At 35.8% G+C, this 12,383-nt stretch carries 7 protein-coding genes and 1 pseudogene; 6 read left to right on the top strand and 2 right to left on the bottom strand.

Annotated features, from left to right (window positions below; translation table 11 throughout):
- Positions 1 to 31 precede the first annotated feature (31 nt).
- Positions 32 to 1,099 carry an endonuclease/exonuclease/phosphatase family protein gene (locus H3Z82_RS06535; protein WP_182203902.1) on the bottom strand — a complete coding sequence of 356 codons (1,068 nt, stop codon included), beginning with the start codon at positions 1,097 to 1,099 and terminating at the stop codon, positions 32 to 34.
- 217 nt (positions 1,100 to 1,316) lie between these two features.
- Positions 1,317 to 1,673: pseudogene (locus H3Z82_RS19765) on the bottom strand (alpha-ketoglutarate-dependent dioxygenase AlkB); the annotation flags it as partial.
- Positions 1,674 to 2,462: 789 nt separating this feature from the next.
- On the opposite strand from H3Z82_RS19765, the gene H3Z82_RS06545 reads away from it, so the two are divergent.
- The 6 genes from H3Z82_RS06545 (at position 2,463) to H3Z82_RS06570 (ending at position 12,359) form a co-directional block, all read left to right on the top strand.
- Positions 2,463 to 2,993, top strand: coding sequence for an RNA polymerase sigma factor (locus H3Z82_RS06545; protein WP_182203904.1), 531 nt, complete (start codon positions 2,463 to 2,465; stop codon positions 2,991 to 2,993).
- Positions 2,994 to 3,097: 104 nt separating this feature from the next.
- Positions 3,098 to 4,210: a FecR family protein gene (locus tag H3Z82_RS06550; RefSeq protein WP_182203906.1), complete on the top strand. Its 1,113-nt coding sequence runs from the start codon at positions 3,098 to 3,100 to the stop codon at positions 4,208 to 4,210.
- A 131-nt stretch (positions 4,211 to 4,341) separates the two neighbouring features.
- Complete coding sequence (locus tag H3Z82_RS06555) at positions 4,342 to 7,641, top strand: SusC/RagA family TonB-linked outer membrane protein (protein ID WP_182203909.1); 3,300 nt, start codon at positions 4,342 to 4,344, stop codon at positions 7,639 to 7,641.
- A gap of 9 nt (positions 7,642 to 7,650) precedes the next feature.
- Complete coding sequence (locus H3Z82_RS06560; RefSeq protein WP_182203911.1) at positions 7,651 to 9,069, top strand: RagB/SusD family nutrient uptake outer membrane protein; 1,419 nt, start codon at positions 7,651 to 7,653, stop codon at positions 9,067 to 9,069.
- A 38-nt stretch (positions 9,070 to 9,107) separates the two neighbouring features.
- Complete coding sequence (locus H3Z82_RS06565) at positions 9,108 to 9,569, top strand: hypothetical protein (protein ID WP_182203913.1); 462 nt, start codon at positions 9,108 to 9,110, stop codon at positions 9,567 to 9,569.
- Positions 9,570 to 9,572: 3 nt separating this feature from the next.
- Positions 9,573 to 12,359: a M16 family metallopeptidase gene (locus tag H3Z82_RS06570; protein ID WP_182203915.1), complete on the top strand. Its 2,787-nt coding sequence runs from the start codon at positions 9,573 to 9,575 to the stop codon at positions 12,357 to 12,359.
- Positions 12,360 to 12,383: the final 24 nt, after the last annotated feature.

The raw sequence follows: 12,383 nt of genomic DNA on the forward strand, positions 1-12,383 counted from the left end.
GAGCGTATTCACGAGCTATAAAAAAGAATGACTAGTTAGTCTCTTTACCTTTCTGTATTTTCTCTTTTGCCCATTCCTTTTGGGATTCGTCTAAGTCAAGTTTTTCTTGACTGGCTTTCTTTTCTGGTGCATAATTCAGTTTGATGTACATGGGAAAGTGATCAGATCCAATATGTTTCTCACGAGAGATGTCTATCAACGTAAAATCGTCACTATGAAAAACATGATCTAATGGCCAACGTAAGAGGTAATATTTTGTTGTAAATGTATTAAAGAAGCCTCGTCCACGTCTGGGATCCATCAAACCACTAACCCGCTGAAATATTTTGGTTGTTCTCGACCACGCAACATCATTTAAATCGCCAAAAACTAAAGTCAGTTTTGGATTTTTCTCAATCTTATCGCCTACCAATAAGATCTCTGCATCTCGATTGGTGGAGGTGTCGCTTTCGCTTGGGCTCGGAGGTCTGGGGTGGAGACAGTGTATTTTTGCCTTAAGGCCGTTTTCTAAGCCTACAAAACCATGAATGGATGGGATGTCATCTTTTATTAAATAACGCACTTCCATATCTGTCAACGGAAGTTTGGAGTAAAGGTGCATACCATATAAATTATCTAAAGGCACCTTAACGGTATAAGGATACCTGTCCTCTAGCTGATCCAGGGCTTCTTCCCAGTCTTTGTCAGATTCTAAGGTTAAGAATATATCGGGATTTCTATAGTTGATTAAATCAATTAATTTTTGGTACGCTCTATTGGTCATTAAAACATTGCTCACCAGAATGCTGATTTCATTATCACTTGGACCGCCTTTATAATCAAGTACTTGTTTTTTTGCTAAAATGGTATATGGAAAAATGAGCCAGAACTGATACGCTAAACATAAAACTAGGGCCCCAAGGATAATAAAATGCCATGGTTGCTGAAATGAATAGGCCACCAAAGCAAGACCTAAATTGATTAGAATTAAAAATGAAATTTGAATTCTGGGAAAATCAAATCCGCGGATCCACCACGAATCAAACCTGGTAGCCGACGCGAGACTAGGAATGCAGATGATTAAGTTGAATGCAAGTGTTATGATTTCAAAAGTGTTCACAAAATCAATTTAAAATATTAGTCTGAACAAGAATTATAAGGAAAGCCCAATTGCGGCCCAAATTTCAGTGATCACAACAAGTTGGTCAAAAAAATAAATTTCCTAAATCCATGACGGTTCTATTTGATGCTACAAGATATTAAAAACTAAAAACTTAAGAAACATTAATCGTTTATAATAGAACCGCAATTGTTTGGGGAGTAAATGGACTACACAATCAGACCTCCTGATATGCACCCAATTTAAATTGTTTCAGACCCTTAATCAATCCTACTTCAAATGGAATTATTAGCGGCTCTATGGTGTGGAAGCTTAGATTTACTTTTGACACATCAACTTTTTTAGTAGGGGGGAGGCGGTGCCGCAAATAGAATTGTGTGGCACCTTTCATAATCAATATACTGCCATTTTTTAGGGGGATGGATACCGTTGGTCTTGTCGTATTATACTTATATGGGAATTTACGAACGACACCTATACTCATGGATATTATGGCAGCATTTTTTAGATCTTTTTCGTCATCGCTATGCCAAGACAAGCCTTCTATACCGTGATGGTAGAGGTTAAGCAGAGAGGAGTTATAGGTGTCTCCAAAGACGTCCCCCTATATTTTCTTATAGCAGCTGTTTGGTCCTTGGTAGGGCAGTCTTGGAAGTCTTGGAATAGGTATAGGTGAAGTCTTCGTTCTTATATCAGGGTGACTCGCGTTTGGAGATCATTTTACTAAAAATGCGAACGTGGGCGTGCCCGCCATTTTATGTGTTGCAATAAGCGTTTAAAATAATGTGCAGCGTTTTATAGGGTTCAGAATGCTCCCGTAATAGTGGCCATCGCCTTCAAATTGTAGAGTGTTTACAATCCGATGGCCATTAAAAAAGTCCATCTTCAAAAATTTTTAGTTCTTTCTTTTATTGATGCATGGTGTGGATGACAAAGGAAAGAAAAACGGCATCACTGCGACTTCCATAAGATTCGCCAAAACATTTATCTACATTAATCGTTAAAGGATGATATTTTGCCAGAAAAAGCAGTGGAAATTTACCAGGCTAACCCGAGTCTGACTTCGAAATATTTAAATAGTTTGGTTAATTGGTTGACGCACCTCTATTTAATATCTTTGCTTGATGGACAATAGCTTTTAGTTGTTCATAACCTGAAAAAATGCAAGAACGTGAACTTTCAGAACTTACGTTTAAAATTTTCAAATTTTTTATCACCTATGATGTTGGAACTGACAAGATTCAAAAAATTAACAAATTATATGATTCTTCGGCTGTTAATAAAGAAATCTTTTTCACAACTTTGCTGAATACGTGGATATTTTTTTGAATTCAGATTTAAAGCAGGGAGTTTTGTAGGTTAAATGGAAAGAATAGAGAGTATATATAAGCGACACGTGGATGATTTATACGCTTATGGCCTACACCTTGGTTTTAATAATAGCGTCGTTATGGACGCTATTCATAATGTTTTTCAAAAACTTCTAATTAATAAGAAGTTAGATTATAAAAACAATACCAAAGCTTATTTATTAAAAAGTGTCAGAAACGAACTTTTGGATGACTATAAAAGAAGCCAAATTCATTCCCTATATGACCCTAACAACAAGAGTTTACCTTTCGAATTTGAGGTGAATGTCGAAGATGCCATTATGGATCAAGAAGACAAAGCATTTCTAAAATCTAAAATTCAAGAGGTTTTGCAAAGTTTAACCCCCAGACAAAGAGAAATTATTTATTTACGCTATACCCAAAATTATAATTACCAACAAATTTCTGAAATCTTGGAAATTACGCTACCTGCATGTAGAAATTTAATGCTCAAAGCATTAAAACATCTTCGTAAAAATAAAATGGGCAATTTTTACCTATTCTTAACCTGTCCCCAGCACTAATTTCTCATTCTAATTTTTCTTAACAAATTATTAACATATAAATAGGTGATATACTAGTGATATCTCAGTCTTGTATATAGAGTGAACCATTTGACATCCATTTAATGACCGTAAAAGACTTCTTAGAAAATGATTTATTTATTTTCTATATGCTTACTAAAGATCCTGATGCTATCACTTATTGGGATAAATACTTAAAAAACCATCCTGAGGACAAAACGAATTTTGAGAAGGCTTTAGCTGCGTTCAAAACGGTTAAAGTCAACAAAAAACGGATGTCTTTAGAGGAGCGTAAGCATTTACATAACAGGATTTTTATAAACAAAGCCAAGCCTATCGTTGTAACAAGACGGCGGCGTAAAAGATCTTTGCTTGCGGCTACTGTTGCTGTTTTGGTTTTTATGACTATAGGGATTTACACCACATTAAAACACCCTAAGGATTTTGAAGTCGTGGTTGAAGAATCAACAGAAAGGCTTCCTGTACGGTTAATCACAAATAATAAAACATATTTGTTTTCAGATAATGAAGTGTTGACCGTAAAAGAAGAAGGTGTATTAAGTTTACAGGGAGAACATATAGAATTAAATGATACCACCACGTCTATTGTGTTGAAAGTGCCATATGGGAAACGTTCTGAATTAGTATTGGCCGATGGATCAAAATTGTGGATTAATTCTGGCTCTACCGTTAAATTCCCTTCAAAATTTAATGACAGCTCTCGAAATATTTTTATAGAAGGTGAGATTTTTATAGACGTCTCAAAAAATCAATGGCAACCATTCACAGTTAGCACTTCTAATTTTGATGTCAACGTGTACGGAACGGCATTTAATGTAAAGGCCTATGAAGATTCTGAAAACCAACGCGTCGTCTTGGTGGAAGGTGCTGTCAGTGTTATTTCACATAATGATTTGAGCGCTTCCATGATGCCCAATGAATCTTTAGAAATTACACCATCCCAAATGGTGAAAAAAACAGTCGATCCGAGATTTTACACGTCATGGAAAAACGGTTATTTGGAATTTGATGAAACCCCCATTGAAGATGTTTTATTAGAGCTATCGAGATATTACAATGTTACATTCTTAGAGACTCAAAATGAATTTGTAGATAAAACCTGCACTGGTAAAATTTATTTATCATCAAATCTTGAAGATGTGTTAGAAACACTTTCTGTATTATCAAGTACCTCGTTTAAAGTGAAAGAAAAATAAAGCTATTGGGCTTAATATAAATAGTCAGAAAACACCCTTAGAAACCATTAATAATGAACCAAAACCAATCAAGTAAATTGCTTTTCAAATTGTCGTCCCGTCTAAATAAAACACTTTTAAATCACCTGTTAATGCTATTGGTTGCAATATTTTCCACTTTACAGGCCACTGCAGCAAATTCACAGTCTGACCAAATAACCTTAAGTATTCAGAAGGCTACAATTAAAGATGTCATTGATAAAATTGAAAAAACTTCCGGTTATGTATTTGTTCAATCTGGATTAAATACGTCAGATTTGAGTAAGGAAGTTAGTTTTAACGTGGTCAATAAAGATATCCAAAGTCTGTTAAGGCTAATCCTAAATGGAACGGATATCAAACATCGGGTGGTTGGTAAACAGGTGGTGCTTTATAAAAATGAAAATCAAAATACAAAGAATATCTTCAGTAGACTTTTCCAACAATTATTTGATGTTACGGGGGTAGTTACAGATGTTTCTGGTGAACCATTAAGTGGTGTCACTATTGTAGTAAAGAATAATAATAAAAAATGGGCCATTACGGATTTTGATGGAAATTTCAGTATCGATGGTATTTCAGAAGGAGATGTCTTGCAAATAACCAGTATGGGTTTTGTCAGTCAAGAGCTCGTAGTAGTAGATGCTACAGATAAACATATTGTTTTAAAAGAAGATGTCCAATCCTTAGAAGAGGTGATAATAACAAGTAATTATGGTACCACTCAAAAGAAATCTAACTTAGTATCTAGTGCCTATCAAATTACGTCAAAGGACATTTCTAACCTACCACAGCAGCGTATTGACCAGTTATTGGAAGGGATTATACCGGGTTTGGAAATAAATCCTCAAAGTACGGGTGCCTCAAGTGCAAGACCGAGATATTCTGTGATTGTGAGAGGAAAAGCATCATTATCCGCATCTAATGAACCGCTATGGATTGTTGATGGAATCCCGATAAATACAGGAAATAGGACGAACATGATTTCAGGAATTGAAACTAGTGTTAGTCCGTTGTCATTTTTAAACCCCGAAGATATTGAGTCAATGACGGTGCTTAAAGACGCATCTGCCACAACTATTTACGGTGCCGACGGTGCCAATGGCGTGATATTGGTCACTACAAAAAGGGGTAAAGCACATAAAACCCAAATAAATTTGTCCGTAAAATCGGGAGCATCATTTATTAATAGTGGAACAAAGTTTAAGGTACTCAATGCCGAACAATATTTGACGTTGGCCAAAGAATCGTTCGCAAATGCAGGAAACCCAATGGATCTTTTTCCTTTTACGGATAATGATATGAACAGTTATTCAACAACAGATACAGATTGGTACGATGTGTTTTTTGATGTCGGTACCACATCGCAGATAAATTTATCTGCCTCTGGCGGTAGTGAAAAAGCAACCTACCGGATCTCAGGCTCGTATTTTGAAAACAATATGGCGCTAAAAGGCAATAAGCAACAGCGTATGTCTTTGCGGTCTAACAATAACGTTAAATTATCAAATAAGTTGAGTTTGGACTTTTCATTGGTAGGCTCTTATAACATTAATTCAACATTTACACCACGTGAGGATTACCACAGTGCTTTACCAATAATTTCGCCATACAATGCGGATGGGACTTATAGACAGAAGTATAAAATTATAGATGGTAGAAACCCAGATGGAACACCGAGATGGGTAGAGAAAAAGTTTTTCAATAGACTTGCTGAGCGTGAGCAAAATGATAATGGACAAAATGCTTTGGCCTTGCAGGCTGCAACGCGCTTAAGCTACGAAATTAATGAGATGTTTACCTTGAGTTCTCAAATTGGTGTGGACTATAATAATTACATCGAAAACATCTATAAATCCATGAAAAACTGGTCGGGAATTAATTTGGAAGGTAAGCCTGAAGGCTATGCTTACGCTTCCAATTCAAATTTCTTAAAATGGAATGTTATCAACAGAGTAAACTTTAATAAACAATTTGGTAATCATCAATTTTCTGGTGTGGCAGGGATTGAATTTGGCGCAGACCATTATTCTACAATCGGATCTTATGGATCAGGCTTTGTCAACGACCATATAAGAGAAGTGAGCTATGCCTCTTTTAGAAATGGAAACAGTAGTAAAAGAAAAACAACCAAAGCCTCGTACTTAGGCCAGATATCTTATACCTACGACAACCGTTACAATCTATCCCTAAATGGTAGAAATGACGGCAATTCAAATTTCGGTCAGAATGTACGGCGTGCCAGTTTCTTATCAGCAGGTGCTTCTTGGAACATTCATAAAGAATCCTTTTTTGACAGTGATGTAATTAATATTTTGAGTTTAAAGGGGAGTTACGGCACCAATGGTAACTCGAGATATGGCAATCAAGATCCAGAAGGTGTTTATGTTATTAGTGACTCTTATCAATATGGTGATTTAATTGGTGCTGGAATTTCTACCGGTGCAAATCCTGATTTAAGTTGGGAAACCACATATATGACCAATATAGGCCTGAGAGTAGCGTTATTCAATAGCCGAGTGGATATTTCTACAGAGGTATACCAAAACAGAACTAAAAACTTAATTAGCAAATTGGATGCTTCAAGACTAACAGGAGTTACCACAATGGTTAGAAATGTTGGTGAGCTTGAAAATAAGGGCATTGAGATGACCCTTGAAACCAAAAATATAGTGACCAAAAATTTTAATTGGCAAACACGTCTGATTGCTTCCCACAACCAAAATAAGTTATTGAAATTATATAACGATGTCCCTAAAAACTTAGGTAATCAACGCTTGGAAGTTGGTAATAGTACAGATACATACTATCTGGTTAATTGGGCAGGAGTGGATCCTCGTGACGGATACCCGATGTGGTATGATGCCCAAGGAAATATTACCAAAGAATTTAGCAATAATAATAGAGTGGCCGAAAAATCTTCCAACCCAGATGTGTTTGGTAGTATGACCAACACTTTTTCTTTTAAAAATAGAATTAGCTTTAGTATTACTGCGGGGTACACCATTGGTGGCCATAGCTTTAGTTCGTTTGCCAGAAGTGTCAATTCGGACGGCTATAGTATTGATAGAGCCAATCAATCAGTTAATCAATTGAACCGATGGCAAAGTGAGGGACAATTAGCGTTAGCGCCTAAGCCAATGTGGGGTGTTAGTACAGGATCGGTTAGAAACTCTACCCGATTCTTATACAGTAAAACCAATATTAAAATACAGAATGCCGCGTTTAATTATGCTTTTGATGACGGGCTGACAAAATCATTGGGGCTGCAATCATTAGCGTTATCACTTATTGGTAATAATTTGTTGGTGTGGACGCCTCATGACAAGAAAAACAGGAATTCATACAAAAGTAATATAGGAGGGTATCCTATGGAAACAGAAATTTCTTTGGGTATTAATGTAACTTTTTAAAGTAAAAAAATGAAATATATAAAGACCTACATCAGCATTTTTAGCGTTCTTTTGTTCAGTAGCTGCAATGATTTTTTAGAAGTTGATCAAACCGGAAAATCCACCATTCCTGTATTCTTTTCGGATATGGACGGGGTTCGAGCTGCACTGCCTGGGGCCTATAGTTCGGTTTATAAGTATTATGGAGAAGAGTTTCTACTTTATCCAGATGTGGCGGCAGACATGCTTGAATTAAACGCCGTGGGAGATAATTCGATGATCGCCCAATACAATTATGACTCCAACCCTGATCAAGAAATTACTGCTGTAGGTGGTATCTGGACAGATGCCTATGAAGCATTGGTAAACGTAAATAATATCCTTTACTATTACCCGTCCTTGCTTGAAGCTTATCCAAAAAGTGAAGACGAGTTAAGAGTTATCAAAGCAGAGGCTCTCTTTTTAAGAGCGCTAATTCACTTTGATTTGGTAAGGGTATATGCACAACCGTATAATTACACTGCTGACGCTAGTCATATTGGAATACCTGTTTTACTAAAAACGCCGAGCTCTGATGACAATGTGCCCAGAAGCAGTGTTAAAGAAACCTATGCCCAAATTCTAAAAGACTTAAAGGAATCTGAAACACTTTTTGCACATAATCCAAGCGAAAAATCGAGTTATTATGCGTCTGAAAGATCGGTTTATGGCTTGCTTGCACGCACTTATTTATATATGGAAAATTGGACGGAAGCTGTTGATTATGCAACTTTGGCTATTGCAAGCACCCCACTGTCAGAGGGGCAAGAATATTTAGATATGTTTTTGAGGGTTCCTGCTCAAGATGAAACGTTATTTAAATTGAATGGTAAACTAAAGAACCCTGAACTCATAAAATTTTATAATCTGCAAAGTCCTTCAGGATACGCAAACGCTAAACTGATGGGCCTACTGAATGAATACCCTGACGATATTCGATTTCAATTACTAGAAATAAATACTCTCAATAATTTATCGGGGACTTTAAAATATGTGAAAAAAGATATGCCCACCGCCGAAAAGTATTATAACATCATTGTATTGAGAACCTCTGAAATGTACCTGATAAGGGCAGAAGCCAATAACCATTTAAACAATATTGATTTGGCAATTGATGATATCAAAACACTCTTAGCTCGTAATTACCAACAAGATGTAGCTGATATTTCTATCGCGGAAAATACCAAGGCAGAGGTAGCCCACTTAATAGATAAGGAGCGTGCAAGAGAATTAGCTTTTGAAGGTCACCGTTTATACGACTTAACACGGACTAAGCAAGATATGATTCGTAATGAAAACACGACTTCCAGCGTAACGGAGGTACTATACCCAAGCTACAAGTTTATCTTACCAATTCCGCAAAAAGAAATGGATGTCAACACAGCCATGATACAAAATGAAGGGTATTAAACGTGTTTATAGTGTATACAATTTTAAATAATAAACCCATGAAAAATATAATACTTCCAATATTGGTTTTATGCCTCACATTAAGTTCTTGTAATAAAGATGAGATATCTGTATTTGATGAACCTTTTGTACATATCAACTTCAATAATGTCTCAAAGGCAAATATCAACTCAAGTAGAAAAGATATTGCCTCTTATTATATCTACTTAAGTTCAAAACCACTTGACCAGGATATGCTCTTAGATTATTCCATAATTGTGGGTGATGGCCTCAAAGAAAATGTAGATTTTAAAATTATAACTACAGAATATCCAATGGTTTTTCCTATTGGAATCACGAGACGTCCTATACAAATTCAATGGATGGATAATGTTATAGACCCCACAAAAAATAACACCTTAACCATACAATTAGATTCCACTAACTTAAATGTAACAGTAGGGTTCCCGGGACCAGATGCAAACCAAAGTAAATTGGTATTAGAAAAAGTCAATAATTAAGCTATGCGTAACATTTTAAGTTTCATAATATATTTTATTGCATTTTCAGGAATCTCTCAAAACCTGGTTCAGGACAGTGTACTTATAAAAAAGCAATTGGATAATGGATTAACGTATTACATCTATCCTACAGATCAAGTTGCTGGAGAAGCGCATTTTCAGCTCTTCGTAAAGGTCGGTTCATTACAGGAAACTGAACAGCAACGTGGGTTAGCACACTTTTTGGAGCATATGGCTTTTAACGGGACAAAACATTTTGAAGCCAATGAACTAATCGAGTTTCTGGAAAGCAAAGGCTCTAAATTTGGTCATGATTTAAATGCACATACCTCTTTTGAAGAAACAATTTACAAATTAAAGATTCCGACAAAGGAAGCTGCTGTAGTAGATTCTACTCTCACCATTATGTCTGACTGGGTGCACGGTTTGCTATTGGATCCGTTGGAGGTGGAAAAGGAACGTGGCGTAGTGTTATCAGAATGGCTTTCTAAACAATCACCTAAAATTCAAAGCACACAAGTATTCTTGGATGTGTTGTTAAATAAATCTTTTTATAGCGAAAGAAAAGTTATTGGAGATACCACGAGTCTAAAGCATTTTAAATTGGACGAGTTGAGAGCTTTTTATGAAAAATGGTATGACCCTTCTTTAATAGCTGTAGCGATTAGCGGAGATATTAATCCCGAAGCGGTAGAACAGGCTATTATTGAAAAATTTGCAAACATACCCTCAAAAAAGCCAGAATTGACTTTAGGAAATATTGCTGATTATGCCACAGATAGTTTAATTGTTTATAGCGATCAATGGACCAAAAAGACAGAATTGAATTATATTCAATTACAAGACGTCTTTAAGGATGTGAATACTGAAACTGCCTATCAGAATTATCTTAACCGAAGTGTGTTAAACAAGTTGACCTCCGAACGATTGGCAAAACTATCCTTTGATGATATTCATTACAATAAAGGAAATATTAGCGTTGGCAATTTCTTAAAATCGAAAGGTGCCTTAGTGGCCACTATTGAGTTTGAACCGGAAAATGCTATAGAGGGCATCAGTGAATTCAATACTCATTTTCAGCAAATTTTCCAATATGGTTTTACATCCTTGGAAATAGAAAAAATAAAGAAAACGATGCTGGCCTCTTTTAAACGGTCTTTAGATCGAAAATCCATTTCAGCATCAGGAATGATAAGGCAAATGTATCAGGATTTCTTTTACGGAAATATGATTATATCCATGGAAGATGAATACCAATTAATGAAAAATAGCTTTTCGGAACTTGATTCTGTTCAAGTCCTAAAGGCGCTAAAAGCAAACAAAAAGAAAGCCCCTTTTCATTATTTATTGACTACCAATAGTGACGATTTAAGTAGTTTGCCTAGTCACCAGGAATTATTAAGTGCTGCAAAAAAAGTTAAATCACAAAAAACAACGCCTTATAAAAGTACCATTGAAGTTCCTGAGTTTTTACTGCAAAAACCTCCAAAAAATGGTTCAGTTGAACGTATAGTCGCCGTTCCTGAGATTGATGCTCAAGAAATACATTTAAGTAACGGGGCAAAAGTGATTTATAAAAAATCGTCTTTAGATCGGGATAAAATTTTATTGGCTGGTTTTAGAAAGGGTGGTTTTTATGCTATGGACAGTACCAACTACGTTAATGTACAATATACGGCCCCTACGGTCGCTATGAGTGGTTACGGAGCATTCTCAAGAGAAGCTTTAAGTTATTATCTAGCAGGGAATAGCGCCAAGGTCCGTTTTCTGATTGATAAAACACGATCTGGTATCTTTGGAAGTTCTAATGTTCAGGATATTGAAACGCTTTTTGAACTGTTTTATCTAAAAGCCACACAGCCAAGAATTGATAGCTTACTTTTTAAGCAATTAAAAGACATGGCTATTGCCAAAATCTCAAGTAAGCCAGAATCGGCTCGGGAAAATTTTCAAAAGGAATTAAAATATATAGTCCGTGGCAAAGATTATACGACGGTGTCCGAGTCTAAAGAAAGCCTAGAAATTAAATTACAGCAGGAGGCATTATCAGGAATATACAACGACTTTTTTGGCGTTGCCGACAACTATGTGCTGACGATCATCACCGATAAAGAATTAGAGGACGTTCTCCCTTATATAAAAACATACATTGGAGGCATACCAAAAGGAGAATTTGACAATTCTTACAAATATCAACCACAGCCCATTCATAAGAAGGATGTTGATTATATAAAGCACAATGGCGATTCACCTAAGGCGGTATTCTCATTAGTATTTCAACAAGACCACAAATTAAAGGACATTCCAAATTTAGAAGTACAGAACCAACTTTTAGAAGCCATTTTAAAACTAAAAATGAATAAGCGTCTCCGTGAAGAATTGGGCGTTGTGTACGGGGTGAGCGTATCCATAAGCGCTACAAAACATCCTACACCTTTAAGTAGACAGACTATTGCATTAGTGTGTAATCCATCCGACGTTGATAAAATTACTACAGAAATAAAATCAATTCTAAAAGGAATTGGTTCAGGAAAAACTAATATCACGCATCATTTGCAAACAGTAAAAACAAACCTTATTAAAAACTTCCATCTCAATAAGCAAAGAAATTCTTTTTGGACAAAGAGCATTAGAGATTACTATTTTAACCAATATGATAATTGGAAGTTCGTAACAGATTATGAAGATATGGTTAACAAAATTACTGAAAAAGAGATTTCAAAAAACGCGAAAAAATATTTCCTAAAGACACCTCGTATTAAGGCCGTCTTATACCCAAAAAATTATTAATTATTAACCTTTAAATATTTATTA

Origin of the sequence: Gelidibacter maritimus (genome assembly GCF_014062315.1) — a bacterium.
Lineage (GTDB): Bacteria > Bacteroidota > Bacteroidia > Flavobacteriales > Flavobacteriaceae > Gelidibacter > Gelidibacter maritimus.

What these genes read in the sequence shown, in the direction of transcription:
- H3Z82_RS06545 (WP_182203904.1), top strand. Translation starts at nt 2,463, where the DNA reads ATGGAAAGAATAGAGAGTATATATAAGCGACACGTGGATGATTTATAC.
- H3Z82_RS06550 (WP_182203906.1), top strand. Translation starts at nt 3,098, where the DNA reads ATGACCGTAAAAGACTTCTTAGAAAATGATTTATTTATTTTCTATATG.
- H3Z82_RS06555 (WP_182203909.1), top strand. Translation starts at nt 4,342, where the DNA reads ATGCTATTGGTTGCAATATTTTCCACTTTACAGGCCACTGCAGCAAAT.
- H3Z82_RS06560 (WP_182203911.1), top strand. Translation starts at nt 7,651, where the DNA reads ATGAAATATATAAAGACCTACATCAGCATTTTTAGCGTTCTTTTGTTC.
- H3Z82_RS06565 (WP_182203913.1), top strand. Translation starts at nt 9,108, where the DNA reads ATGAAAAATATAATACTTCCAATATTGGTTTTATGCCTCACATTAAGT.
- H3Z82_RS06570 (WP_182203915.1), top strand. Translation starts at nt 9,573, where the DNA reads ATGCGTAACATTTTAAGTTTCATAATATATTTTATTGCATTTTCAGGA.